Raw genomic sequence first — 24969 nt, 5'->3', positions numbered from 1 at the left:
CCCGCTGTCCGGCCGCCCGCACGACGACGGGCGACGTCGATGCGGGGCCGGTCTTCGGACTTCCGGATCAACGCCGGCCGTCCGCCTTCCCGGACCCGAGGGCCCAGTGGCTGCGCGACGCGCATGGACGGCGACTTCCCGGTTACCGCGGCGGGCCCGTGCCGGACTTTCACCGGCTTCCCGATTCTCCCCGGTCCCCCGGGGCACCCCGCTCATGATGCCATTGGGGACGATACAGGATAAATCGACATACCAAGGTGACGGCGATCCGTCGACCGGTGAGTTTGGGGGACCTGAGCACGGTCTGCGGGAAGGTCATCCCGGTCTGGCAACGGAACAGGCGGCTCAAGGTACGTTCACTGTACGTTCACTCGCCCCGACGGTGGCGCCGAACTCGGCCCGAGTCCGCGGATCGGCGGGATCACCGGCCAGCGCCGCTGTGAGCGCGGCGACGCGGTCGTCGCGCGGTTGGGGCAGGCCGAGCCGTAGCTCGGTCACCTGCCGCAGCGAGCGCAGCGGGACGGCTGTCAGGTCCGTCGCGGTGAGCGCCCGGATGATCTCGCACAGCAGGGGGTTCCGGCTACCACGGTCGGAGCGGGGGACCCGAACGGATCATCCATGTCCGGGAAGGCCAGTACGTGCATATGGGTGGGGGTGCGCCTGGTGCGCGTGGTCACCGACGCGATCCCCCGCGGCGACCCGGCCAACATCGCCGCGGCCGGGCTGAAGGCGCGTCAGGACGCGTRCTCGTGCTGACAGGCAACCCGCGCGAAGAGAGCTACCGCGGCGTTGCAGCTGGTCAGAGGAAAAGCTGGTCGAGCGTGTCGGCGATCAGGACGCGAGCGGTCCAGGTCTGGAGCTGGCCGGCGGAGGCGTCGTGCACAGCGGCGAGCGCGGCCTCGGGAAGCGGACCGAATTTGAGGGTCAACAGCTGGAGGAGCGACTCGACACGACCCTCGACGCGACCCTCGACACGACCCTCGGCACGGAGCATCTCTGCGATGGTCATGTAGGCATCCTCCGCCTCAGGTCCAAGGCCGGCGATCAGGTCATGCAACTCGTCGCGGGCGTCCGCTTCTCCGACCAGCTCAATGTAACGCAGCAAAGTGGCGAACTCCTCCCTGCCATCCGGGCCGTCGAGGACCGCGCGCAGTTCGTCGACCCACGGTCGCAGGTCCTGGGCGAGCCGGGGGTTACCAGGGACGATCTTGAGGAGGAGCAGAGTGAGCCGCACCGAGTGCGTCAGCGGACGCTCCCGCAGCTCCCGCTCGTCAACGCGAACCAGGTCATCGAGCAGGAACTGGAACCGGGGCAGATGCTCCCGCCAGGCGCCGGCGAGGTCCGGAGCCAGGTCGACCAGGTCGAGCACCTGAGTCGGGGCGACCCACGCGTGCTCGTTGTGGTGCACGACCAGCGGGACCACCGCTGGCAGCCGGGCCGCTTTGTGATGGTCTGCCAGGTAGCGGTCCCAAACACGCACGACGTAACGCAGCATCCGGAACGCCATAAGCGGGTCGCTGCTGCTCTGGTGCTCGACGAGGACGTAGATGAACGCCTCATGGCCGTCAAGCGGAGCGGTGAAGAGCAGGTCGGTGTGCCGCCACCGCAGCGTGGCGTCGACCAGGCTACCGGGGACAATCGCCAGCCGGTCGAGGTCGAGGCGGGCCACAAGAGCCGCCGGCAGCGTCGCGCGCAGCTGCGACGCCGCGTTCGACGGCACACCGAGGACCCGGCGGAACACCGCGTCATGCGGCGAAGGCGGACTCGACATGGCGGCACCGTACCGGCGAACACCGACATCCCAGACGGCGCCGCACAGCTAGCTCCCGATCCACACGGCCAACGGGGGCGGCGCTCAAGCCGTCTGCCAGACTGGCGGCAACGATAGCGCCGAGTTCCCAGCACGCCTCGCGTACCGCGGCGTCCACTTCGCCGACGATCGACAGCGGCTCACGCCGGCGCTTCCACTTCAGCCCCGTGGTGACACCACCGCCGCGGATCGCGCCGGTGGTGTCGCTGTTGCCGCGCGTACGGCCGGCCTACGGTTGCCTCAAGCACGGGATAGTAGATCTGCTCGCAGATTTCACCGAAACTCGGGTACGCGACGTGGCCACGCTACGTGTCCGCGAGGTCGAGACACCACGGCCGGCCACGTAGAAGACAGCGAGCCCGGCGCCGCCGCTCCCACGTCCGAGGTCGAGAATTTGCTAAACTCTGTCTGTGGACGAATGGGAAGTCCGCGTGACGAACGAGTTCCTGGCCTGGGTCAACGAGCTCGATCCGAGGTCCAGGGCGCTCGTCGTCGACGCGATCGATCGGCTGGCCGATGCCGGGCCAAGCCTGGGCCGACCACTGGTCGACCRCCTGGTCGGCTCGGAGATCCACAATCTCAAGGAGCTCAGGCCAGCTTCCGCGGGCACCTCGGAGATCCGCGTCCTGTTCGTCTTCGATCCCTGGCGCTGCGCCATCCTGCTGGTCGGTGGGGACAAGTCGGGCGACTGGTCCGGCTGGTACCGCACGGCGATCCCACGCGCGGAGACGCTGTACGCCGAGTACATGAAGGAACGGGAAGCCGAGGAGGGCAGCTCATGACCAGATTCCCCCGGTGGAACGACGTCCGCGCCGATCTGATCGCCGACGCCGAGGAGACCCTGACCGAGGCCCGCAGGCGCAACCAGGCCTACATCGACGGCCACCGCCTCGCTGAACGCCGCAGGCTCCTCGGCCTGACCCAGACCGAGGTCGCCGAGCACATGGGTGTCAGCAAGAGCCGGGTCTCCCAGATCGAACGCGGCGACGTCTCCACCGTCGACGTCATCGCCCGCTACGTCCAGGCCCTCGGCGGCCAGATCCAGATCACCGCCGTCTTCGGCGACGATCTCTACATCCTGCGCGGCACCGACACGCCCGCTGCGTGACAGGCAACAAACCACGCCCCCGCACTGTCTGGAGCAAGCGGCCTGGGCCGGGTTTCCTCGGCGAGACAGGACAGAGCCGCAGGCCGCCACGGGCACGGACCTGGGGTCGACGTGGGCGAACACCGGTGGTGCGGGTACCCGGCCGGGCGGGTCCGGACGGGTGAGTGTGGTCGCCGATGGTCTGCTACCGCCCCGGGTGGCGGCCCAGGGCTGCTCTACCGGGCCCGGACCTGGCGTGGTGGCAGCGGCCGGAAAGGCATCGGCTGGCAGGACTGCCGGGATCTGCTGGCCGCCGCGCACGCCCAGCTTCCCGGGGGCCGGATGATCCTGGTCTGGGACGGGGTGAACATCCACCGCCAGGCGGAGATGGCCGCGTTTCTCCAGGAACACGCCGATGGGGTGAGCGTGGTGGCGTTGCCGGCCTATGCCCCCGAGCTGAACCCGGCGGAGGGGTGTGGTCACAGATCAAGCGGACCGCGCTGGTGCACCTGGCTGCCCGCAGCCTCGACGCCATCGCGATCATCCTATCGAGGCGTCGCTACGACCGTTTGACCCCGCCCCCAGTCAAGTGTCCATTCACGGGTGACGGCTTGAGCAGCCCCGTGTTGATGTTGGTTTAGGTGGCGAGAGCGTGTGTGGGGCTGGCCGCGCGCCTGGCTGGCATCCAGGGCGTACCGGCGAGGGCGAGGCGGATGGCGTCGACGGCGGTCAGGCCGTGGTCGCGGGCGGAGACGAGGTAGGAACGCACGCGGAGGTAGGCGGCGAGAGTGGTGGGTGTGTGCCAGTAGCCCGAGACGGCCTGGTGGCGTTTCGGGAGACGGATCGCCTGCTCGCTGGGATTGTTCGTCCAGGGGATCTTGAAGTCGGTCAGGAACAGCCAGACCTGGTCGGCTTTCGCGGCGAGGCGGCGGGCGAGGACCAGGCCGGGATGGTTCTTCTCGTCGGCCCAGGGGCGGGACATGTTCGTCAGCTCGCCGATCCGGACGTCGGCGTCGTAGCGGGCCCGCAGCGCGTCGATCGCGGCCTGGCCGAGGCGGCTGTTCCCGGCGGCGCGGGCGGCGACGACCAGGCCGTTGGCCTCGCGGAGCAGGTCGATGAGCCGGCCCGCCCACTTCTGGACCTTCGGCGCGAGGATCAGCACCGCACGCAACGCCCTGATGAGATGGGCACAGCACAACTGCACGCCGGCGAGCGTGGGGTCGTACTGGTGCCAGCCGGCGTAGTCGTCGCGGGTCAGGTAGCCGTGCCAGCCGGTGAGGACGCCGGTGGCGTCGATCGCCCCGGACGAGCGGGAGCTGATCGCCGCATACCAGACCAGCCCGGGCGCCGGGGTGCGCACCACCAGCAGGTGCGGGGTGCCCGACAGGGCGGTGCCGGTGACCTCGTCACGATCCTTGCGCAGCACGTTGACGGGCGACTCGTCCCCGCAGAGCACCGGTTCGGCCCGCAGCGCCGCCTTCATCGCCTCGTCGAACCCGGCAGCCTGAAGATCCTGCGCGAGCCGCTCGTTCGCGCGGGCGACGAACCCGGACGAGACCGGCACCCCCAGCAGCCCGTCGATCACCATCGCGGCCCGCTCCACCGGCACGTTGCCCTCGGAGGCGAGCAGCACCGCCGCGCCGTGCAGCCTGGGCCCGCAGGACACCGCGCCCGCCGCCGCGTGCCGCACCCCCGGAACCACGGCGGTGGTGACCTTCCGGCAGCACGCGCAGCGCCGCCGAGGCAGCGCCCACTCGACCTTCTCCAGCACCGGTTCGAGCAGGTCCCAGACCTGCGCCCACCCGTCCGCCAGCACCCCCGCGCCGGACAGATCCGCCGCGCAGGACGAGCATTCCGACGGCGGGTCCGCCGATAACGACCGGTCCGGCGTCTCCTCCCGGGCCAGCCCCGCCCCCGGATGACCCGGCTGCCCACCCGGCTTCTTCTCCTTCGACCGGACCCGCTCCGAGGACGCCCGCCGCTCGGCCTTCCGCTTCTCCCTCGCCCCGACCGGATCCTTCGACGGCGGCACAGAGGAGTTCGTGCTGTCCCGCRACAGCCGCCGGCGCAGCTCGGCGAACTCGAGCTCAAGCTCCTCGACCCGCCGCACGGCCCGGTCCCGCTCGGCGCGCACCGCGCCAAGCTCCACCTCATGCCGCGCGGCCGAGTCCTCCACGACCCGACGCAGCCGCTCGTTGACCGACACCAACCGCTCGTTCGCCGCCACCGACGCGGCCTGCCCGACGGCGAGTTCCTCGATCCGCGCCTCGGCAGCCGCGAGACGCGACTCCCACGACGACGCGGACAGCTCAGCCACAACCCTGATCATCCACGCCCAGCCACCAGGATCAAGCAACGGCCACAGCACGTCCCCGCAACACAAACCCCAAGGTCAGCGGGCTACCCCGGCACACCCGTGAATGGACACTCTCTGGCGTCAAGGTACGGCGGTGTTGTTTTACCACTCGGCCGTCCCTGGCCCCCAGGGTGCTCCTCGCTGGTAGCCCTCAGCGGGTTTCTCTTTGGTGTCATACCAGGACAAGGGAAGTTGCGTRCCGAAATGGAGAGCAGCTGTGAGGAGGGYATCAATGTGTGTATTAGATACCATGAAGGCGCTCATGGCGGAGTTCCTTGTTTACTGTCCCTCTTAGCCGAGCACCGGCCGCGACCCCTTTGACTTGTAAGGGGAGGGGTAGGCTGACGAAAGGCATTGACCGACATCCGGATGCCCGGTAAGCTAAGAGTGAGTTTTTCCGTTAGTGCTTATTGCGGCTCCCGTTCCAGCGGGCAGCCGCTTTTTCATTTGCGCCGCTTCAGGGYGGCCGGATGCTCGGCAAGCGGCGGTGCCGGGGCCGCTTGCGACCACTCAGGACGCAATGCGTGACCTCGATGGCCAGGCAGACGACGACGAACATGCGCCAGGCTGCGCGGGCCAGCTCCACCGCCCAGGCTCGCGCGGAGTTGTCGAGGGCGGCAGGCTGGTGCAAAGTGCCTGTACTTCTGTTGAACGACCGTCCCAGCAGCACCAGGACGGTCAACTATGGCCGTCCTGGAGGTAGCGGACACCTCCTCCGCCCAGCACGGCGAGTGCTACGTGTACCCGCCGCCATACATACGGCCGGAGTAGCTGGGCCGCCTCCTCCGGGGAGCAGAAGCGGACGGCCGCCAGCTCCGGGTCCACGGAGCGCAGCCCCTGCGCTTGCTGCTGGGTGAGGGCGCCGCCGTCGAAGACGAAGGCCAGCAGGTCATCCCACGGCCCATGCGGTGAAACCCAGTCCACGCACAGCAGGTCACCCACCTGCGGATCAAGACCGAGTTCTTCCTTCAGCTCGCGCCGCAGGGCGTCCCGCGGCGGCTCGTTGGCTTCAGCCATCCCGCCCGGTAGATCCCAATCCGGCTTGTATGTCGGATCAACCAGCAGGAGGCGGCCGGCTTCGTCGCGGATCAGAGCATCAGCCGATACCCGCTTGCGGGCCTGGCGGGCGTTGCCTTCGGCCAGGTGGGCGAACTCGGCGGCATCGCGGCCGGCGTAGCTGGCCTCCCACTCCTGTTCGATGTTCATGAAGCCTCAGCCGGCCGGGGTCGTGGCAACGTCGTGGTCATCCGCCCAAGAAAATTGGCTACGGGCCCAACAGCTCCGTGAGGTTCAAGCCGGTGGCCAAGGGCCCGAAGCTGGCCGACGACGCGATCGGATGCCAGATGCGGCGTCACGTCGAGCACCTGGCCGCCGGCTTCACACGCCCCCTCAAGGTCGCCGGCCCCAAGACGCACCGTGGCCAAGGTCAGGTTCCCGAAGGCCCGGCTACGAACCCGGTCGGGGCCTCGAAGCTCCAGCACGCGGGCAACCTGGCGCTCGGCTCCGGCAAGGTCACGAAGATCCCGCAAGCAAATGGCGGCCTCAGCGGCCAGCGCTGCTTCGTCGAATGGGCTCAGCCACTCGTGGCCACCGGTGGCGGCACGTGACAGTTCCAGTACGGAGGCCCGGAGGGCGGTCAAGCAGTCGGCCGGTGCTCCGGCCAAGGCGCTGCCCCTGGCCTTCATGGCATGAAGCCGGGTACGCAATGCGCCGCAGCCCGGATCATCCGGCACCAGGGCAAGGCCAGCCTCGGCCAGCCGGACGGCGTCGCGGGGACGGTCATCCTCCAAGGCTAGGTGACTCTGGCTCACGAGGGCTTGGGCACTCAGGGCTTGGTCGCCGGCGGCGGTGGCAAGGCCGAAGGCCTGCACGAAGTGCTGCCCCGCGAGGTCGCCCCGCTCGTCGTCGTAGGCCAGCCGGCCATGTCCGTCAGCGACGAGGCCGCCGAAAATACCGCCGACGGCGGGTGCTGGTGGCCCACCAGCTGCGGAGCAACTTCGGTCTGGATGAACCGCACTACCACTGGGTACAGCCGCCCGCCCCCGAGCTGGCGGTCGGCAGCCCGGAAGGCCAGGGCGGCGGCGCGGATCGTCTCCAGGGCTCCACCCTCGACGGTGGCAGCGATGGAGCCGTAACCCGGTCCACCCATCCAGGCCGGCGTGGAAGACGCCGCCAGGGGTACCCGCGGTTGCCCGGGAAGGTCGAACCAAAGCAGGGCAGGCGGCAGCCGAAGTGTCCTGGCCCAGTKCGTCAGGCGGTCCAAGTCCCGGATGGGCGGGCCACTCTCGATCCGGCTCACCTGGGCCTGGGTCAAATTGAGCCACCCACCAAGCCGCTCCTGGCTGATGGGCCGGCGGTGGTACGGGCTTTGGCGGTAGGCCACGGAGATCAGGCCGATGTGCTGGGCCGCGAAGGCGTCGCGGAGTTGATCGGTCTGCCAGAAGTGATCCGGAAGCGCCGGCGGGCCTTCGGCTTCCCGGCGGACTCGCCCCAGGCATCCGGTGCAGCGGGGGCCGGCGTTGTCGGCGGCCAGCCGGGTGCCGCACTCGCAGTAAGGCGCGGCCAGCTCCGGCATGTGATCGCTCCCGTGGGATGCCGCCTGGGTATCAACGTGATCGAGAGTGTAGCGGCCAAAAGTCCACCGGACGGGAGCCGGCGGTCACCACCCGCCGTTCCTTCGATGTGGGATCATGACCGGGTGACCGCACCGGCCCTCATCCTTTGGGACGTCGACCACACCCTGCTAGAGATCAAGGGCGTCAGCCGGGACATCTACGCCCGCGCCTACCAGCTGGTAACGGGCAGCCCCATGGAACAGCTGGCCGACATGACCGGCCGCACGGAGCGGGCGATCATTATCGAGACGCTCCAACTCGGCGGGATCACCGAGCCGGAGCCGCTGCTACCGGCCTTCTACGACGCCCTGGGCGAGGCGGCCCGGCAGCTCCAGGACCGGATGCGGGGCGCCGGCCGCAGCCTGCCCGGTGCTGGGGAGGCCATCGCGGCTCTCGTTGCCGATGGTGTTGTGCAATCTGTCGTGACGGGCAACCTGCACTCCATCGCCGAAGTCAAGCTGGCCGCCTTCGGGCTCACGGAGCATCTAGACCTGGCCGTGGGCGGCTACGGCGACGACGACAGCGACCGGGCCGTGTTGGTCCGGCTGGCGGTTAAGCGGGCCGAGGCCGCCCACCAGGTGAGCTTCCCCCGGCCCAGGGTGGTGGTGATCGGGGATACGCCGCACGATGTCAAGGGCGCCCACGATGCTGGTGTGCGGGCGGTGGGCGTTGCCACCGGCGGCAGCACCGTGGCGGACCTCGAGGCCGCTGGGGCCGAAGCCGTTTTGCCGGACCTCACCCGGCCCCGCGCCCTCCAAGCGGCCGTCTTCGGCCTCGTGGGCTAACTGCCGGGGCCAGCGGTCGCCAGGCGGAACCGCTCGCCGAAGTCCCGCGCCGCGGGCACGGTGCCGAAGGGCTCAAGCCCGTCCGCAAATTCTTTCAGGCGCAGAGCTACCCGCGTCGAGCCGATGGCTTCGCTCAGGGAGAGGGCATCGGCCGCCGTCTGGCAGGCCTGCTCAACGTCGCCCGCCTTCAAGTGGCACTTCGCCAGCCGGGACAGGTAATGCACCTGGTCCCGGATGCGGTGGGGTGTGCGCTGGGTAAGCAGGCCAATGGCCTGCGTCAGCGCCGAGGCGGCCTCGCCGGTTTGGCCCAGTTCCAGCAGGCAGGCGCCTTCCTGGGCGGCTACCTCTACCTCGTCGACGTAGGACACCCACATGGGCTCGTCCCGGTGGCCGGCGGCCTCGAAGTCGGTACGGGCGGCGTCCAAGGTGCGGCGGCAGCCGTCCTGGTCGCCAACGCCGGCCTGGGCCCGAGCCAGGCGGGTACCCAACATCGTCTTGGTCAGCGGCGTAAGCCCGGCCGTCCCGGAGGCGAGCGCGGTTTGCGCTAGCGACAGCGCCGGCCCCCGCCGCCCCCGGTAGGTCTCCTGAAGGCTCATATAACCCAGGGCGCTGGCGGCCAGGCCCGGTTCGTCGCTCTCATGGGCCACGTAGATGGTGGTGGTGAAGTAGCGGCGGGCCTGGGCGTGGTGGTCAGCGTCCAGCGCCAGCCACCCCGTCATCTGGGCGAGCTGGCCGAAAGCGAGCAAACCATCACCGGGGTCCTGCTCCACCGTCACGGCCATCCGGGCCACGTACCGGGATAGGGGCAGATACAGGCTGTCGCCGCCCAACTCGTCGTCAAGCTGCAAGAACAATTTCAGCAGCAGTTCGGCGCTCTGGCCCGTAGTCATGCCCTCGAAGGCGGAAATGCCGATGGTGGGGCTACGGGTCTCGCCGGCGGCCAACGGGAGGCGCCCAGCCRTCAGGCTGCCCAGCAGCGCCGGCAGGTCCGGCCCCGCGGGTACCGGCGGCGTCGGGGCCGCCGCTACAGGTGCGGGGCGCTGCTCGGGGAGCTGGAACCACAGCAGATGAGCGGGGATGCGCAAGGTGCGCGCCCACATCATCAGCCGGTCCAGGTCCTTGATCGGCGGGCCGGACTCGATGCGGGATAGCTGCACCTGGGAGAGGTCGGCCCAGCCGCCAACCAGTTCCTGCGCCAGCACCCGGCCGTGCCAGGGGTTGCGGCGGTAGGCGGCGATCACCCGGCCCATGTGCCAGCTGGCCAGGGCGTCGCGTAGTTCATCGGTCTGCCAGAAGTGATCAGGCACCACCGGGGCCTGAAGGCGCAGCTGCTCCTGTTTGCGCTGGCAGGGGGCACAGGACCCGGCCGCGTTGTCGCGGGCGAGACGGCTCCCGCAGGAGCGGCAGTACCGGCCTGATGCCCTGTCCATGCCCCCGGCCGCTCCCACTCGTGGTCATCCAAGTGCGCTCGGCAGCAGCGTAAAGGGGCATTGGTCACGCCAGGTGGGGAACTGGCGGCGGCACGTATAGCCGTCATACATGGCCCGGCATGGCCGCATCCGTCCCGCCCGCTCACGCTGAGGACCAAGGCGCCCGGGGCCGGGTAGAGGACCCTGCTCCCCGGCCTCGGGCGCCCGTCCACATCAGTGGATCTTCCTGCCAGGATTGGAGGCACCGGTGGATGCAAACACCGGAAGGCAAGACTCCGTACTGGGGCCGCCGGGCAGTGCGGCGCTGCGGCTCATCACCGAAGGGCTCGGGGCAGCGTTGGGACGGCTGGAAGCCGCTGGCGTCGTCCTCGCTTGCGACGCGGGCGACCTGCCCACCACCGCTGTACAGCAGGCAGCCTTGGAAGAGCGAACCGAAGCCGTCACCGCGGAACTGCGCCGGTTACACGGCGAGGCGCGGCGGATGCTGGCCCGCCAGCGCCGCACCCCTGCCGCTAGCCTGTCCCGCCGGGCCTTCCTCATCTGGCCGGGGTTCCTTCCGAGCAGCCAGGCCACCACCCGCTTCACCGCCTCATGAACGGCCGCCCGCCGTCCTCGGCGGAGTGCCAGTCGGCGCGGACGGTGTACGGCTACATCAGCTCCGAGCACGCCGACGAAGCCGAAATCGACCGGCTCCACGACCAGCTCACCGCCCACGCGCAGGCCGAAGGCTTGGCCCTGGCAGAAATTTTTGTCGACCGTTCCATTCCCCCGGGGCGCATCGTGCGTCCCGGCCTCACGGTCCTCCTCGAAGCCGTCATGAGGTCGGAAGCCGCCGGGGTCCTGGTGGCAAGTCTCGATCACCTCTCTCCCTTGCCCGCCGTCCGGCAGGCCATCGAAGTGGAGATCGAGGTGTTGGGCGCGCGGGTGCTCACCGTAACGCCCGCCGTCCCTTCGCCGAGGTCGACATGAACCTTCCGGCCAGCACTGCACCCCAGCCAGCCGCTCACCTGCGCGCGAGCGTCCACCAGGTTCGCCGCCACCACCACGGCCCCGGCCTTGGCGCGGCAAGCGGCGGCCGAGCTGCTGGAGGACTGGAGGCTTACAGATCTTCTCGACACCACGGCCCTGTTGATTTCAGAACTCATTACTAATGCCGTCCGGGCCACCCAAAGTTCCGGCGGCGGCTCAAGGCCCATCGTATCCATGCGCATCAGTTGGGCCGCCGGGAGCCTCATACTTGAAGTCTGGGATCGCAACCCGAAGCCGCCCGAACTTCAGGTTCAGTATCTTCACGGTGAGAGTGGCCGGGGCCTTCACATTGTCGAAGCCCTGAGCACGGCGGCAGCCTACTGCCCATCACCCACCGGAGTTGGCAAAGTGACCTGGTGCCAGATTGAGGCACCGGCACCGCCCGAATCCCAGGAGTCGCACCCGCTTCTCCCGCACCGTCGGGCTACGGTTGCACGTGCCGATCCTGGGTTGGTTTTCGATGACATGGCAGTTCTAAAACGGGTGCTCGCTGGCCTGCAAGCCCTGGACAGTCGCCTACCCCGGAGTGACGCCATGAGATAATAGCGCCAATATCTTCGCCCAATACCGTCGTACTTCCGGAGTTTCCTCATGCCGTTTGCCGCAGACCGCTGGATGACCGAGTACCCCGCCTGGCTTCCCGCAGCAGATGGGGTACGCCGCGTATTTGCGTTGCCTGGCGGCCCGGTCTTGGCGGAGGTTCACGGCGGCAAATTGACGCTCGCGGCACTGGGCGATGAGGCGGCGGAGCCGCTGGCGGATGTCTTCGGCTTGCCGGAGGGAGCAGCTAGCGAAGTGCCGGAGCTCGCCAAGGAGCTGGCTGGCCTCGGGCTGGTGGGACGTTTCCGCAACCCCTCGCTGTSGGAGGCCCTAGCGACCGCGATCTTGCGTCAAGTCATCCGGGCGGGGCAATCCAAGAAGCTCTACCGGGCACTATGTGCGGCCCACGGCGAGCAAGTGGCGCTGCCGGACGGTGGCGCGTTCGGCCTGTTTCCGAGCCCCGAAAAAATCCTAGAGCTAGACGACGAGCAGTACGGAGAACTAGGGCTAGCTTTCAAGCGGCCAGCGCTGCGGGCCGCCGCTACGGCCTACCTGGCCCACGGCGAAAACTGGAACCGCCTACCCCTGGCTGCCCTGGTCGACGAATTGCAAAGCGTCCAGCGGATTGGCCCTTGGACGGCCGGCGCTGCTGTTGCTGACTACACCAATACCTGGGACCTCTACCCCTACGCCGATCTGGCCGTACGCACGTGGGCGGGGCGAGCTGCCCCAGCGCACCATTGGTTCAACAATGAGCGTGCCTTCGGTGCCCAGTGGCGGCATCTGGCGGGGGAACACCTATCAACCTTGACCATACTGACCCTCGCTTGGGGTTCATACCGTGGAGACATTGGATGACGGCCCCGTCCTGGGCGCCGACCTGAACCAGCCGCTCGACGCCGTTTTTATTAACGCCCCGCTGCGTGACTACGGCGTCCGCCCACGGGTAAACGACTTCACGTTGCCCGTGTTGGGCATGGCCTACATCGCAACCTACGCGGCGGCCCAAGGCTTCAACGTCGGCGTGCTCGACGCCGAGGCTTTGGGGCTCGGCGTCAAAGAGACCTATCAACTGGTGAACCGCCTCGGACCGCGCTGGGCCGGTTTCAACCTCCTGGCCCCCACCTACGAGGTGAGCGCCGAAATCGCCGCCGGCTTGGACCGGGACATCATGGTCATGATCGGCGGGCACCAGGCCAAGGCCATGCCTGCCGCCATCATCACCGACCCCCGTTTCGGGGCGCTGGAGGCCCTGGTGCTGGGCGAGGGCGAGACCCGCGTGGCTGAGCTGTTGCAGGACAAACGCTCCCGCGCCGACCTGCCCGGCGTGATGTGGCTCGATCCCATCCTTCGCCAGCCTGTCACCGGCGGCCGTCCGGGCGCGGGCCACCACCTGAGCCCGGATGTGGACCGCCTGCCCTTCGTCGACCGCCGGTTTCTGGTGGGCGACCCGTACCAGGCGCCAGACGGCCGCGTCGAGGCCAACATGGTCGGTGCCCGCGGGTGTCCTTACGATTGCTCCTTCTGCGGCGCTGCTGTTAGCGCCAACCCAGACATCACCATCCGCACCCGCACCCCGGCCGGCATCATCGCGGAGATGGAGGTGCTGCACGCCACAGGCGGCGTGACCGCCTTCCGCTTCGTCGATGATCTTTTTCTCGGTTACGAGCGGTTCATCCGCCAGTGCATGGAGGCCTTCACCGCCGCTCGCCTCGGGGACCGCTTCGTCTGGGACGCCACCGGCCGCATCAACATCCTGCATCGGGTCGACAACGCCCTGTTGGATGTGCTGGCCGCCAACGGCCTGCGCGAAGTTGCCCTGGGCGTCGAGTCCGGCAGTGAACGGCTCTTGAAGTACATGGGTAAGCGGATCACCCCGGACATGACCCGCTCCGTGGTCCGCCGCCTCAACGAGCGCGGCATCTCGGTGAAGGGATACTTCATCTTGGGCTTCCCCACCGAGACGCGGGAGGAGCTGGCGGCCACCGTCCGCCACGTCAGGGAGTTGTGGGAGGTGGCCGACGGCCAGCCGGGGAACTTCCGGGCCTCCGTCTTCGAGTTCCGCCCGTATCCGGGGACGCCGGAGTGGGACCGCATCGTGGMTACCGGCCGCTACCAGCCCGCGCAACTGCTGGCCTACACCGCCGTTGACCTCACCGAAGGCGGGCTCGACGAGGCCATGCGCGGTCGGGATGAGTTCAACTTCTCCGTGAACATCCAATTCGGGGAGGCCACCGTGGATGAGGTGCGTGCGGCCCTGGTGGAGCTGTCCCGCGAGCAGCCGGGCATGCTCCGTCCTCAGCTCCGCGAGCTCGACTCGCAGACGGCCGTTCTCCACCAACACATCCGCCAGCGCCTCACCACCAGCAACGCCGCAAACACCCGACTCGACAACCGCCACGCACCGCAGCAAACCATCCCGACCAGCGAACCGTCACCCACGGAGACCATCAGACCACACCCAGTCCCCCCAGCCACCGCCAACGTCGATCAACTCAACGGGACTTCCGACTACGTACGTCCGACTGGCACCACATGGCCGGGCCCTGGGATCGGCCACTCGACGCCATCGCGGTGGGCTCCCATGGACGAGCCCACCAGGAACTGTTCGTCCTCGTCGAGGGCGAGGTCTGGCACCGCTGGTGGATGCCCGAACCGCAATGGTCCGACTGGCACAAGCTAACCCGCCTGGGCATGACAGCGACGGACATCGCGGTGTCCTCCCTCACCGAAGGTCACCTGGAGGTATACGCGCTCGACGCCACCGGCCGGATGCGACACCGGTGGTACTGGCCCGAGCCCGGCTGGTCGGACTGGACGGACATGACCACTCCACGCGACGACACCRCGCCCCCACACATGCCGCTACCGGAGCAGAGCAGCGCCTGACCGTCGCTTCCGACACGACCACCCGCCCCGTGCGGACCGGGTGGCTCACCGCCATCGCCGCCGGCTCCCACTCCGACCGCCACCAAGAGCTCGTTGGTATAGACCGAGACGGCACGGTTTGGCATTCATGGAACTGGCTGTGCGACGACGGCCTGCCGAACTGGCAGGCCTGGTCCACCTGGGACCCCTGGCACGCAATGCCTCCCGTCCGCTGACGCGTCCAGACAGCACTCGCCTTCGGCCGGTCCCTCCAGGTCTCTTCATCAGGCTGGCCGCTGCCGTGGCGCCGAACTCCCGACAGGCTCCGCGGGCAGCCGCGTCCACCTCGACGATGATCGAAAAAGGTTCGTGGGGTGCTTCCACTTCAGTCCGGTGGCGATCGTTGCGACGGCGCGAGTCCCGCCGGTCGTATAACTACTGCCGTGGACCTACCGCGCTACCGTGGACAGCGCGTACGGCCGGCCTACCGCCACGTCGAGGCACGGGTAGTAGATCTGGCCGCAAAAACATGAGGAAAGTCGCGTGCGCCGTGCGGTCACGTTCAGTGCCATACCGGCACGCCCGGGTCAATCGTCCATCAGGCTGGCCGCAGCTGTGGYGCCGAGCTCCCAACAGGCCTCGCGTACAGCGGCATCTACCTCGCCGATGGTCGACAGCGGCTCCCGAAGGCGCTTCCACTTCAGCCCGGTCGCGATGGTCTCGACCCCACGGATCGCACCGGTCGTGTCGCTGTTGCCGTGGACATACAAGGCGTACGGCCGGCCGATGGTCGCCTCAAGCACGGGAARGTAGGTCTGGTCGCAGAACTTGCACAAAGTCGCATGCGTCGGATGGTTACACTACGTGTCCGCGAGCGTGGCCGCCATGGTCGCGCCCAACTCCCAGCATGCTTCGCGGGCAGCAGCGTCGAGCGCTCCCACCACCGTCAGCGGCYCCCGCAAGCGCTTCCACCGCAGCCCCGCAGTGATCGTCTCGACTGATCGCACGGCGCCGGTGGTGTCGCTGCCGCCGTGGACGTAGAGGGCATACGGCCGGCCGACGATTGCTTCAAGGCAAGGATAATACACACCATCAAAAAAGTGCTTCAAAGCGCCCGACATATAGCCGATATTCGCCGGAGTACCAAGAATATACCCATCGGCAGCCAACGCATCCGAGGCCGTGGCTGAGAGTGCCGGCCGCACCTCAACCTCTACGCCCTCGATCTCGTCCGTCCGAGCACCCGACAGAACCGCCTCCAGCATTTCCTGCATGGTCGGGGACGGGGTGTGATGGACCACCAGCAGCTTCGCCACAGCCATACCCTACCAAGCTAAGGCCCACCCCCTCATACGAGAAGGTGGGCAAGTGGTTAGGGACAGGTACACGGGCTATATACCCAGACGCGCCTCCKTGCAGCATCATGGCCGGCAAGGTGGTGGATCGCATCCATGTAGCGCGATGCCGCTTCCATATCCCCGAAGCGGTGATGGGGAGAGGTCCAGCCGCCCGGTTCCCGGTAGGCGAGATGAACCTTCACATCCACCGGAATTGGTAGGGCCTCAATCTGGGGAGCCGGATACCCTAAGCGCGCCACACGACGTCCAAGCGGTCGGGGTCAGACTGACTGAACCGCCCCGGTCTCCACCGAACCCGGGGCGGTTCACCCGGAGCGGCCACACAAGACACGCTCTTAATATAACTACCCGCGCTTTGACCGACCGAAAAACCCGCTACCAGCTACCAGCTGGTCAGCGGCGGGCACCGCTAAGCTGGAGACCGACCACTCCGACGATGACGAGGACCAGCGAGGCGACCTTTAGCGCGTTCATCGATTCGCCGAAGACGGCCGCGCCAATGACGGCCATGGCCGCGGTGCCGGCCGCGGACCACACCGCGTAAGTGAAGCCGATCTCCAGATGCTGCAACACTCGAGACACGAAAAAAAATGACAGCGGATAGCAGACACAGACCATCAGGGTCGGCCAGAGCCGAGTGAACCCGCTGGTCTCCCGGAGCGCCAGCGTTCCAGTGATCTCCAGCACTATAGCGACGATAAACTGCACGATGACGGCCACACCCGGACGATATCGGCGCGCCGGATGGCCGTCACCCCGGCCAGGGAGTTCAACCCGTTCGGCTCGTCGATCGGCTGGCGGTCACCAGTAGCGGGATGCCGACCCCGTGCCGGGCACTCGCCTCCGCGAGCAACGCGGCCAGCCAGCCCAGCGCGTCCAACGTCCACTCGGCGAGGGCCCCCTGGAAGGTGACCCGGTGCCGAGCAGGTCCCTGCCACAGTTCATCGATGACGGCGGGTTCCAGCACCGGATGGTCGTCGTTCGCCGGAGAGAGCGAGTCATCCGAGAAGACGTGCTGGTCGAGTTTGCGCAGCCAGTCGAGCATCGCGGGGGCGGCGGAACGGATGGCCGGGTCCTGCCCGCCGTCCACCGTCACCCGCACCCGCGTTCTGTGCCGMGGGGCGCAGTCGGCGAACCAGCCGGCATCCTGCAGTAGACTTCCCACGGCGGGTGTCCGTGGCGAGATCCCGAGGCCCTCCACCGGCGACACCTGCACCGGCAGCAGGAGCTGCACCGGCAGCAGGAGCTGCACCGCCGTCAGCCGCAGCGTGCCGATCCGCGCCACGACATCGTCCGCGCAGGCCAGGAACGGCTGCACCGGCAGGGGGCGGCGGTTCGGGACCGGTTCGGTCAACGACACCTGGAACCAGGCGGCGCGGGACGGCGACGCCCCGGCGGCGGCAGGCCGGTCCTGCCCGGCATCGTTCATCCCCCACAGGCCGCCGGAGGCGTCCGGCATGGCCTCGGTGAGCCAGCCCAGCGCGGACGACCTCGCGACGAACAGGCTGTACGCGTCGGAGGATGCGACGAAGGGATCCCGCCACGGGTGCGGCGCCAGCTCGCCGTACAGGGAGGCGAACAGGGTGCCGGCGGGCCCGGCCGCGTCACCCTCGTGCACTACCGCCGGCACCTGATGTTCCGACCCGTCGTGACGAGTTTGTTCGGGTCGTCGGGCACGCCCACCAGATCCACGTCGATGACGCTACGCCACCCTGTCAGACTGCCGCTCCTGCAGTGGCCCCGCCCGGTCGCCCGGTTTCCGGCGCCGCCGCCGGACTTCACCGTCGACCGGCCCACCGCGCCGACGTTCCGCCACGTGCCGTCGCTGTAGTACTCCTGCAGCTGGACGGTGACGACCGCCTTGGTGACGTCGCAGTCGATGTTGACCCACCAGCCGTGTCCGGACGCCTCATGAGCGGAACTGGAGACGTGTACGTCRTCGCCTCTGGTCTCGAAATAACACACCCGCGCGGATTTCGTGATGCCGGCTGGGGAACTCCTGCCCCGCAGGCCATCCGCGCCGACCGCGCCAGCCGCGACCGCGGAATCCGGGACGGGCGCGGGTACCGGCCCCGCCGGCGCCGCGATCGCCGCGGTCACCGAGATCTGCGACGTTCCGATCAGCACGGTGCTCGCAATGCAGGATCCCACAGCGAGCCCACGAAGAGAGTGACGCACAAGCGCACCTCCGAATCTGGTAGAGCAGCGGAAAGAATACCACGTGCCCGGGACGGAAATTGACGACACGCACGGCACCGGCCCCACCGATCCCATCCGGTGCCGGTGGTCACAAAAAAAATTGCATCGCCGCCATGCCGCGTCAAGCAGGCAGCCGTCCACCCGGCCCGTGTCGGACCCTACCGGTCGCCGACGGAAATCTTTTTCACATGGCAGACGAAAACGGCTCGCGCAGGCGTTTCTAATTCAGCCCCGTGGTAATCGTCTCGATGCCGCGCACGACGCCGCGCACGACGCCGGTGGTGTCGCTGCCGCCATGGGCGTGGAACGCGTACGGCCGGTCGGCCGTACGCCGCGCTCCCGTCGGTCTGGAGCGATCCCGCTTCCGTGGACCGGGGGTGTGAGACGGCTACGCCGAGGCCCGGCGAGCAGGACGTTCCCGCTCGGATCACACCGGCGCCCACCAGCCGGGATACATCACATCCGGTTCCCCGGGCCGGTACATTACGGCCATCGTGTCCAACATGCGCGGTCCAGGCGATGCGCCGCGGCGGCTCGACCGGCCGCTCGGCGGCGTACACCCGGTCCCGGCGGTCCCGGCGGTCCCGCTGTCTCCGACGCTCCCCGACGAGGCACCCAGCCCGATGAGTACGCCCGCGCGGGGCGGCCGCCATCCCGCCGGCGCGTCCGGCCGCCCGCCGGCAGCCGCCCCGCGGGCCGGCTCCGCCTGACGGACCGAACGATCCGTGTTGCTCTTCATCCCGCTGGCCCTGTGCGCCGCGTTCCTGCTCGCGTCGTCCGCGGCTCTGCAACAACGCGCCGCCGGACGCAGCCGGTTCGCCGCCCGTGACGACCGGACGCACGCGCTGCCCGGAATGGGGCATCTGGTCGACCTGGCACGCGAACCGATGTGGCTGCTGGGCTGGCTGACAAACGTCGCCGGGTTCTTCACCCAGGCGCTCGCCCTACACCTTGGTTCCCTCGCCGAGGTGCAGCCCCTCATGGTCACCCAGTTACTGTTCGCGCTCCCGCTGGGCCTGGTCCGCACCCATCTACGGATGGCGCGGGGAGCATGGTGGGCGGTGGCATCGATCTGCGCAGGCCTCGCGCTGCTCCTCACGGTCCAGGGACGCCTACCCGCCCATGCTCCCCTGGACGAATACCGGCTGGCGCTGACCATCCTCGCGATCATTGCCCTCGCGGCGACGCTGACGGTCTTCTCCCGCGGCCGGCGACCAGCAATGCGTGCGGCGATGCTCGGAGTCGGCGCCGGGCTGTTCTTCGCGCTGAGCGCCCTGCTGATGAAGCAGGCCACCGACGAGACCCTGAACGAGGGGATCGCTACCACCGCGACCCACTGGTTCGCCTACGCCCTGTGCGGAGTCACGATGGCCAGCCTCGTATTCGGGCAGATGGCGTTCGCCGTGGGTCCGCTCGCGCCGACCGTCACCGCCATGAACATCACCAATCCGACGGTCTCCTACACTCTCGCCGTGCTCGTCTTCGGGGTACCCGCCCCGGACACCCCCGGGGTTATCACGGGTGTCACGGTGGCGGCTCTGCTGGTCGTGGGCGGGGTCGTCCTGCTCGCCCGCTCGCCCGCCCTGCCACGCCCCACCCGTCGCCTGCCTGACGTCTCTCGCCACGATGCCCCCGCCCCGATGCCCCCCTCCTGATGCCCCCCTCCTGGCGGGCGACGAGGTCGAACTGTTACCGGTACTCGCGGAAGTCCAGCCTCCGGCCATCGAATGGTTCGCGCTGGAAGGGCTGCACCTGACGAGCGGGAGTCTCAGCGCCTGGCGACGGCAGGTTCGATCATCTCCTCGGCGGGGCAGGACGTCCGGGCAGGATGACGGGGACGACGGGCTCCGGGGACCGCCGCGGTCGCTCCGCCTGGTGGCGGCCGACGCGGGGCAGGCCCGGGGCGGGATCCGGGGAGCTGGCATGGGAACATCATCCGCACCGTTGCGCTGGACCACCCGATGCGTCATCGCGGGCGGTGGGCCGGCGGGGATGATGCTCGGTCTGTTGCTGGCCCGCGCAGGGGTGGACGTCATCGTGCTGGAAAAGCACGATGATTTTGCCCGTGACTTCCGCGGTGACACGATTCACCCGTCCACGATGGCAGTGATGGCGGAGCTGGGCCTGCTGACGGACTTCCTTCGCATCCCGCACACCCGGGCCGCCACGCTGGCTTTGGATATGGCGGGCCGGCGCCGGACCGTTGTGGACTTCCGGCACCTGCGGACGCCCTGCCCGTTCATCGCCCTGATGCCCCAATGGGACTTTCTCACGTTTCTGGCCGAGCGGGCCGGTGCCTATCCGACGTTCCGCCTGGCGATGAGCACCGAGGCGACCGACCTGGTCCGGGCGAATGGACGGGTCGTGGGCGTGCGCGCGGCCGGCCCCCTCGGGGAGGTCGAGATCCGGGCGGATCTGACGGTGGCCGCCGACGGCCGGCACTCGACCCTGCGGTCCCGTGCCGGCCTGCCGGTGCGGGAGCGCGGCGCTCCCTTCGACGTCCTCTGGTTCCGGCTGCCGAAAGACATGGGTGACAGGTCCGCGAGCGGCCGCCGGGCGGCGAGGGACGGGAACGGGAACGAGGAGGGGAACGGGCGTGGGGAGGAGAAGGGGAACGAGCGTGGGGAGGAGGGAAACGGGGACGGATTCACCCTGGCGCACCTCCGCAAGGGCCACGCCCTGATCACCCTGGATCGACGCGACTACTGGCAGTGCGGCATGGTGGTCCGGAAGGGGTCGGCGCAGCGGCAGCCAAGGACGGCCGGCGGGCTGGCGGCGTTCCGTGCGCAGATCACCACCGCGGCGCCGGCGCTGTCCGGTGCCGTTGACGACCTCACCGACTGGGACCAGGTGAAGACCCTGGTGGTGCAGGTCGACCGGCTTCGCCGATGGTTCCAGCCGGGTCTGCTCTGCATCGGCGACGCCGCCCACGCGATGTCCCCGGCGGGCGGCGTCGGGGTGAACTACGCCGTCCAGGACGCGGTGGCGACGGCGAACCTGATGGCCGTGACGCTGCGGGCCGGGCCACCCGAGCCRGCCGAGCTGCGGCGGGTGCAGCGCCGGCGGACCTGGCCGGTCGTGCTCATGCAGATGATCCAGGTCCGGCAGGGCGCCTTCCTGGTACGCCTGTTGGGTGACGACGAGCGGCCAGCGCACGGCGGCAGCCCGTCGCGCCAGGTCGCGCGTGCCCCCCTGACGAACGCGACGACGAACGCGACGGCAAGGACGATGACGGGGGCGGTGCGGGCCGGGATGTCCAACCTGGTGACGGCCATGATGTCCTATGGGGTGACCRCCACGGCGGCGCCGCGGATCGGGCGGGTGCTCGGGCGGGTACTCGGGCGGCTACTCGGGCGAGTCATCGGCATCGGATTTCGGCCCGAACACGTCCGCACCCCCGACGTGTTCGCCGAGGATGCCGGATACACCAAGAATGCCGGATACGCCAAGAATGCCGGATACGCCGAGGGCGTCGAGCGGGCGAGATGACCCCCCACGCCTCGCCGCCCGTCCGTCGCAGGCGGTGTCGCCTCAGCGGTTACCGAACAGACCGCCTAGGCCGCCACCGCCGAAACCGCCGCCTGGGCCGTGACCACCGTGACCGCCGTGYTGGTTGCCCTGGAACCCGCCCTGGCCGAGGCCGAACTGTCCGGCGAGACCGGCACCCGCGAGCGCGTTGTACGGCGGAAGTAGCTCGCAGGGCTGCRCGATGACGAAGCCCTCGCCGGTGAACTGCATCTGCCAGCTCTCCCCGGTGTTCCCCCGGGGTCGCCACACGGCCGAGGACGTCACCGCCGCCTGCATCGAGACCTGCAGGCTCGATGACCAGYCGACGACCGCGTCGGCGTCCGCGAAGTAGTAGTTCTGATGCGTTACGTGCATGACCAGCGGCGCCCCGGACGTGCAGACAGCGACCCGGCCGTTGCCGCGCAGCTCGACCTGGTAGCTCCCGACACCGGCGATGCCGACCTGGCTGTCCACCCGCACCAGGTCCCAGGTCAGGTCGGCGTTGAAGGCGAGCACGTTCTTGCCGTCGACGGTGAGCCCATCACCGACCAGGTCGAGGATGTGGATGTCCTGCGCCTGGTTGGCGAGGAAGACCGAACCCGATCCGGAGACCTGCATGAGGTTCAGGCCCTCGCCGCCGCTGAAGAAGCTGTGGAAACGCGAGCCCCAGCCCTCCCAGTGCGCGTCGAAGTTCGCGGCACCCTGGTAGGCGACCATCGCGCCCTTGCGGGCATAGAACTCCCGCATCCCGCGGGCGCCAAGCGTCGCCTTGAGCATCTTGCCGTTCTGCAGGGAAAACGGCTCGTCCGAGGGACGCTCGGGATTGTCCAGGAGACTGCTGCGGATGCCGCCGGCCGGCCCACCGGAGCCACCGGGAGGTGTCCCCTGGCCCGGCGGATAGCCCTGGCCCGGCGGATAGCCCGGACCACCGCCGGGATAGTTGCCCTGCGGACCACTCGGGTGGCCGCCGTACATCCCGCCCTGCGTCATGTCGCCGTCCCCGTCCTCTCCGCGGTGCGCTCCGCCGTCCGGCGCCGGTACCCGGCCGCCCGCCCCCACCGTGCCATCGCGGCCTCAGCCCCGCACCGAGAAGGTCGGCCGCTCGTCCTCGCTCGGTTGCACGACGACGAACCCCTGGCCGGAAAAGCCGAGCTGGAACGCCTCCCCGGAGCCGCGCCCGATGAGCCCGCCGAGCCGGGCGGTGCGCCGGGGCTCGACGCGCAGCCCATCGGTGTAGGCGACGAGGGCGTCGGTGTCGACGTAGGTCGACGCCTCCCGGGTGTCGAGCACGATCGGACTGCCCTTGGCGGTCAGCGCCACCCAGCCGTGCCCACGCACCACCACGTTGAACATCCCCATTCCGGACAGCATGGTGATGCCGCGGACCCGCTCGATGCTCCACTGCAGCCCGGCGTCGAAGGCCAGGATGTTCTTGCCGTTGACCGAGAGTCCCTCGCCGGCAAGCTGCGCGACGATGACCTCCTTGCCGTAGTCCGCGAGGTACAGCAGCCCCTGGCCGGTCGCCGTCATGAGCGGAACGCCCTCACCCGTCGCCCAGGAGGAGGCGATCCGGCCGAGCTGCGGCGGCTGCGGATTGAAGTCGATCAACCCCTCGTAGGCGATCATTGACCCGACCCGGGCGAAGAGATCCTGGCCCGGGTTCATGACCACCTTGGCGATCTTCGAGCCGTGCCTGCTCATCCGTTCCATGATCGGAGTTGGTCCGTAGTGCTGGATCAGGCTGCCCTGCACGGCCCGCTCCTCTCCCCCGGCGGTCCTCCCGCCAGGCGCGCTTCCCGGATGGTCGACACGCCTCAGACCTCGTACGGCTGGACGACGATGAAGTGCCCCGCGAACCCCATGAACTGCAGAGCCAGTGCCTCGCCGCTACCGCCGGCGTAGATCTGCCGGGAGATCCGGACCTGAGTGGACACGCTGACCCGCATGCCGGTGGTCCAGGCGACGAGGGCGTTCATGTCCGCGAAGGTCGGGCCCTGCACGGTGAGGGTCATCGGAGACCCCTTGGTCATGACGACCACCGAACCCGGCCCGGAGACCTCGAAGTGGAAGAACCCCCCGCCGGGGATGCCGGGGCTCTCGATCCGACGCACCTCGGTGCGCACGGTGGCGTCCATCGCCAGCAGGTTCTTCGCGTTGACGCAGAGGGAGGAGCTGCCGAGCTCGACGATGTGCAGGTCCGCGGCGTCCTGGGCAAGGAAGACCTCACCCGAGCCCTTGCAGGTCATCAGCTTGAGGCTCTGGCCGGTCAGCTTGCCCTCGATGAGACCGCGCAGCCCGCTGCTCTTGTAGTCGAACTCGACGCTGCCCTGGTAGGCGACCATCGACCCGCGCAGCGCCAACGCGTCCGGACCGAGGGTGACCTTGACCAGCTTGCCGTTCTGCTGGGTCCACCGACCGGCGGTCGGCACCTCACGGTAGGGATCCAGGCTGTTCATCGCCCCGGGCAGGGTGGGTCGCGCCTGCGACGGCAGGATCTCGGGTCCGCCGAACGCGCCGGTCGGCGGCATCCCACCCGGCATGCCGGTGGCGGGCATCCCACCCGCGAAGCCCATGGGCGGCGGTGCAGCGAGCGGAGCGCCGAAACCGGGAGCGCCGAAACCGGGAGCGGGGGCCGGCTGCGGCGCCTCGTCGGCGACCTCACCACCGTAAGAGCGGATGAGCTCGGCCAGTCCCCCCTGGAACCCCTGGCCCACGGCGGCGATCCGCCACACACCCTTGCGGTAGATGTCGGCGATCATCACGGCGCGCTCGCTGGTGAAGTCGGCGCCGGTGAAGGAGTAGCGCAGCACCTCGGTTCCCGCGACGACGACCCGCAGGTACCCCGACGAGATAGCCGAGGCGCTACCGGCACCGTCGAGGGCGGCGCAGAACGACAGCCGGCCGATCGAGGCGGGCACCTGGTCGAGGGTGACCCGGAACGCCTGACTGTCGCCGGCCTGCGGCCCGAGGAGCTGGATGGACTTTTCCGGCGACGCCGGCTGGTTGAAGAAGACGAAGTAGCGGTCGTCGGTGAGGCGATCGGCGCCGTCCAGGCCGAAGCAGGAGATGTCCCACTCCCCCGGCGCATTGATCTGGATCCCGACGTACAGGTCGGTGCCCGGGGTGATCGTCGACAGCTGCGCCTTCTGCCCTCGACTGAACTGGGTGACCAACACGCTCCCTCCACCTGGCATTCCGTGCCGGACCGGCGCAACCATGACCTACCGGCGTTACCGTGCCCAACCGGCCAGCCAGCACCCGCCCGCATCCGCACGAACCGGACTGCCGGCAACCTAGCAGCTGCCGGAGAGTACAGCCGAACACGTCGGCGCCGGGAACGCTGTCGATCCCCGGACAAGACGATTCGCGGACAGGACGATTCGAC

Annotated in this window: 28 protein-coding genes and 1 riboswitch; of the genes, 13 read left to right on the top strand and 15 right to left on the bottom strand. The window is 69.0% G+C overall.

Going from position 1 to position 24969, the window contains the following annotated elements:
* Window positions 1–27: 27 nt before the first annotated feature.
* A riboswitch (cobalamin riboswitch) is annotated at window positions 28–226 on the bottom strand.
* Window positions 227–345: 119 nt separating this feature from the next.
* Together KBI5_RS27580 and KBI5_RS05315 are read right to left on the bottom strand one after the other, a co-directional pair.
* Window positions 346–498, bottom strand: a complete 153-nt coding sequence (locus KBI5_RS27580) for a hypothetical protein (RefSeq protein WP_011437266.1) — start codon at window positions 496–498, stop codon at window positions 346–348.
* Between the two features lie 301 nt (window positions 499–799).
* The gene (locus KBI5_RS05315; RefSeq protein WP_011437267.1) at window positions 800–1771 is read right to left on the bottom strand and encodes an Rpn family recombination-promoting nuclease/putative transposase; all 972 of its coding nucleotides are present in this window, start codon (window positions 1769–1771) and stop codon (window positions 800–802) included.
* 443 nt (window positions 1772–2214) lie between these two features.
* Between KBI5_RS05315 and KBI5_RS05305 the strand changes: the two genes are divergently transcribed.
* The 3 genes from KBI5_RS05305 (at window position 2215) to KBI5_RS05295 (ending at window position 3470) form a co-directional block, all read left to right on the top strand.
* Entirely contained in the window at window positions 2215–2592 is a 378-nt protein-coding gene (locus KBI5_RS05305; RefSeq protein ID WP_085014461.1) for a type II toxin-antitoxin system RelE/ParE family toxin, read from the top strand.
* The gene (locus tag KBI5_RS05300; RefSeq protein ID WP_011437269.1) at window positions 2589–2918 is read left to right on the top strand and encodes a helix-turn-helix transcriptional regulator; all 330 of its coding nucleotides are present in this window, start codon (window positions 2589–2591) and stop codon (window positions 2916–2918) included. The genes KBI5_RS05305 and KBI5_RS05300 overlap by 4 nt, the downstream gene beginning before the upstream one ends.
* 111 nt (window positions 2919–3029) lie before the next feature.
* On the top strand, window positions 3030–3470 hold the full coding sequence (locus KBI5_RS05295) for a transposase (RefSeq protein ID WP_011437270.1): 441 nt from the start codon (window positions 3030–3032) through the stop codon (window positions 3468–3470).
* A 64-nt stretch (window positions 3471–3534) separates the two neighbouring features.
* Here the strand turns inward: KBI5_RS05295 and KBI5_RS05290 are convergent, their stop codons facing one another.
* The 3 genes from KBI5_RS05290 to KBI5_RS05280 form a co-directional block, all read right to left on the bottom strand.
* Complete coding sequence (locus tag KBI5_RS05290; protein ID WP_085014460.1) at window positions 3535–5226, bottom strand: IS66 family transposase; 1692 nt, start codon at window positions 5224–5226, stop codon at window positions 3535–3537.
* Between the two features lie 484 nt (window positions 5227–5710).
* Window positions 5711–5935, bottom strand: a complete 225-nt coding sequence (locus tag KBI5_RS05285; RefSeq protein ID WP_023841125.1) for a hypothetical protein — start codon at window positions 5933–5935, stop codon at window positions 5711–5713.
* Window positions 5932–6459 (bottom strand): NUDIX hydrolase, encoded by a 528-nt coding sequence (locus KBI5_RS05280; protein ID WP_011437272.1) that lies wholly within the window; start codon window positions 6457–6459, stop codon window positions 5932–5934. The genes KBI5_RS05285 and KBI5_RS05280 overlap by 4 nt, the downstream gene beginning before the upstream one ends.
* 92 nt (window positions 6460–6551) lie before the next feature.
* On the opposite strand from KBI5_RS05280, the gene KBI5_RS05275 reads away from it, so the two are divergent.
* On the top strand, window positions 6552–6860 hold the full coding sequence (locus tag KBI5_RS05275) for a hypothetical protein (RefSeq protein ID WP_023841126.1): 309 nt from the start codon (window positions 6552–6554) through the stop codon (window positions 6858–6860).
* Window positions 6861–7078: 218 nt separating this feature from the next.
* Here the strand turns inward: KBI5_RS05275 and KBI5_RS05270 are convergent, their stop codons facing one another.
* Entirely contained in the window at window positions 7079–7828 is a 750-nt protein-coding gene (locus KBI5_RS05270) for a helix-turn-helix transcriptional regulator (RefSeq protein ID WP_085014459.1), read from the bottom strand.
* Between the two features lie 123 nt (window positions 7829–7951).
* Between KBI5_RS05270 and KBI5_RS05265 the strand changes: the two genes are divergently transcribed.
* On the top strand, window positions 7952–8653 hold the full coding sequence (locus KBI5_RS05265; RefSeq protein WP_198031025.1) for a haloacid dehalogenase-like hydrolase: 702 nt from the start codon (window positions 7952–7954) through the stop codon (window positions 8651–8653).
* On the opposite strand, the gene KBI5_RS05260 is transcribed toward KBI5_RS05265, so the two are convergent.
* Window positions 8650–10083 carry a DNA-binding protein gene (locus KBI5_RS05260; protein WP_085014458.1) on the bottom strand — a complete coding sequence of 478 codons (1434 nt, stop codon included), beginning with the start codon at window positions 10081–10083 and terminating at the stop codon, window positions 8650–8652. The two genes, KBI5_RS05265 and KBI5_RS05260, sit on opposite strands and share 4 nt — an antisense overlap.
* Window positions 10084–10330: 247 nt before the next feature.
* On the opposite strand from KBI5_RS05260, the gene KBI5_RS05255 reads away from it, so the two are divergent.
* The 6 genes from KBI5_RS05255 to KBI5_RS05230 all read left to right on the top strand — a co-directional run bounded on the left by KBI5_RS05255 (window position 10331) and on the right by KBI5_RS05230 (window position 14541).
* Window positions 10331–10678, top strand: a complete 348-nt coding sequence (locus KBI5_RS05255; protein ID WP_043591286.1) for a hypothetical protein — start codon at window positions 10331–10333, stop codon at window positions 10676–10678.
* Window positions 10679–10722: 44 nt separating this feature from the next.
* Entirely contained in the window at window positions 10723–11052 is a 330-nt protein-coding gene (locus KBI5_RS05250) for a recombinase family protein (RefSeq protein WP_035733191.1), read from the top strand.
* An 87-nt stretch (window positions 11053–11139) separates the two neighbouring features.
* On the top strand, window positions 11140–11655 hold the full coding sequence (locus KBI5_RS05245; protein ID WP_235187118.1) for an ATP-binding protein: 516 nt from the start codon (window positions 11140–11142) through the stop codon (window positions 11653–11655).
* 48 nt (window positions 11656–11703) lie between these two features.
* Window positions 11704–12510, top strand: a complete 807-nt coding sequence (locus tag KBI5_RS05240) for a hypothetical protein (protein WP_198537518.1) — start codon at window positions 11704–11706, stop codon at window positions 12508–12510.
* Window positions 12494–14335 (top strand): radical SAM protein, encoded by a 1842-nt coding sequence (locus tag KBI5_RS05235; RefSeq protein ID WP_085014457.1) that lies wholly within the window; start codon window positions 12494–12496, stop codon window positions 14333–14335. Before KBI5_RS05240 ends, KBI5_RS05235 begins: the two co-directional genes overlap by 17 nt.
* Before the next feature lie 11 nt (window positions 14336–14346).
* Entirely contained in the window at window positions 14347–14541 is a 195-nt protein-coding gene (locus KBI5_RS05230; protein ID WP_085014456.1) for a hypothetical protein, read from the top strand.
* A 566-nt stretch (window positions 14542–15107) separates the two neighbouring features.
* On the opposite strand, the gene KBI5_RS05220 is transcribed toward KBI5_RS05230, so the two are convergent.
* From KBI5_RS05220 to KBI5_RS05200, 5 genes are all read right to left on the bottom strand, one after another.
* The gene (locus KBI5_RS05220) at window positions 15108–15323 is read right to left on the bottom strand and encodes a flavodoxin (protein WP_085014474.1); all 216 of its coding nucleotides are present in this window, start codon (window positions 15321–15323) and stop codon (window positions 15108–15110) included.
* Between the two features lie 57 nt (window positions 15324–15380).
* Window positions 15381–15842: a flavodoxin family protein gene (locus KBI5_RS05215; protein ID WP_076804692.1), complete on the bottom strand. Its 462-nt coding sequence runs from the start codon at window positions 15840–15842 to the stop codon at window positions 15381–15383.
* A gap of 429 nt (window positions 15843–16271) precedes the next feature.
* Complete coding sequence (locus KBI5_RS05210; RefSeq protein ID WP_023841168.1) at window positions 16272–16598, bottom strand: multidrug efflux SMR transporter; 327 nt, start codon at window positions 16596–16598, stop codon at window positions 16272–16274.
* Between the two features lie 49 nt (window positions 16599–16647).
* On the bottom strand, window positions 16648–17508 hold the full coding sequence (locus tag KBI5_RS05205; RefSeq protein WP_011437285.1) for a hypothetical protein: 861 nt from the start codon (window positions 17506–17508) through the stop codon (window positions 16648–16650).
* Window positions 17496–18005 (bottom strand): hypothetical protein, encoded by a 510-nt coding sequence (locus KBI5_RS05200; protein WP_049760948.1) that lies wholly within the window; start codon window positions 18003–18005, stop codon window positions 17496–17498. Before KBI5_RS05200 ends, KBI5_RS05205 begins: the two co-directional genes overlap by 13 nt.
* Before the next feature lie 797 nt (window positions 18006–18802).
* Between KBI5_RS05200 and KBI5_RS05195 the strand changes: the two genes are divergently transcribed.
* Together KBI5_RS05195 and KBI5_RS05190 are read left to right on the top strand one after the other, a co-directional pair.
* On the top strand, window positions 18803–19732 hold the full coding sequence (locus KBI5_RS05195) for a DMT family transporter (RefSeq protein ID WP_011437287.1): 930 nt from the start codon (window positions 18803–18805) through the stop codon (window positions 19730–19732).
* A 268-nt stretch (window positions 19733–20000) separates the two neighbouring features.
* Window positions 20001–21566: an FAD-dependent oxidoreductase gene (locus KBI5_RS05190; RefSeq protein WP_085014455.1), complete on the top strand. Its 1566-nt coding sequence runs from the start codon at window positions 20001–20003 to the stop codon at window positions 21564–21566.
* A gap of 42 nt (window positions 21567–21608) precedes the next feature.
* Here KBI5_RS05190 and KBI5_RS05185 read toward each other — a convergent pair whose 3' ends face one another.
* From KBI5_RS05185 to KBI5_RS05175, 3 genes are all read right to left on the bottom strand, one after another.
* On the bottom strand, window positions 21609–22574 hold the full coding sequence (locus KBI5_RS05185; RefSeq protein WP_085014473.1) for an AIM24 family protein: 966 nt from the start codon (window positions 22572–22574) through the stop codon (window positions 21609–21611).
* Between the two features lie 84 nt (window positions 22575–22658).
* Window positions 22659–23336 (bottom strand): AIM24 family protein, encoded by a 678-nt coding sequence (locus KBI5_RS05180; RefSeq protein WP_011437290.1) that lies wholly within the window; start codon window positions 23334–23336, stop codon window positions 22659–22661.
* A 62-nt stretch (window positions 23337–23398) separates the two neighbouring features.
* Window positions 23399–24757: a TerD family protein gene (locus KBI5_RS05175; RefSeq protein WP_035912209.1), complete on the bottom strand. Its 1359-nt coding sequence runs from the start codon at window positions 24755–24757 to the stop codon at window positions 23399–23401.
* Window positions 24758–24969: the final 212 nt, after the last annotated feature.

This window comes from Frankia sp. KB5, from assembly GCF_002099325.1.
GTDB classification, from domain to species: domain Bacteria; phylum Actinomycetota; class Actinomycetes; order Frankiales; family Frankiaceae; genus Frankia; species Frankia casuarinae.
The sequence above is the reverse complement of the archived record's forward strand: the minus strand, read 5'-3'. Positions and strand labels throughout refer to the sequence as shown.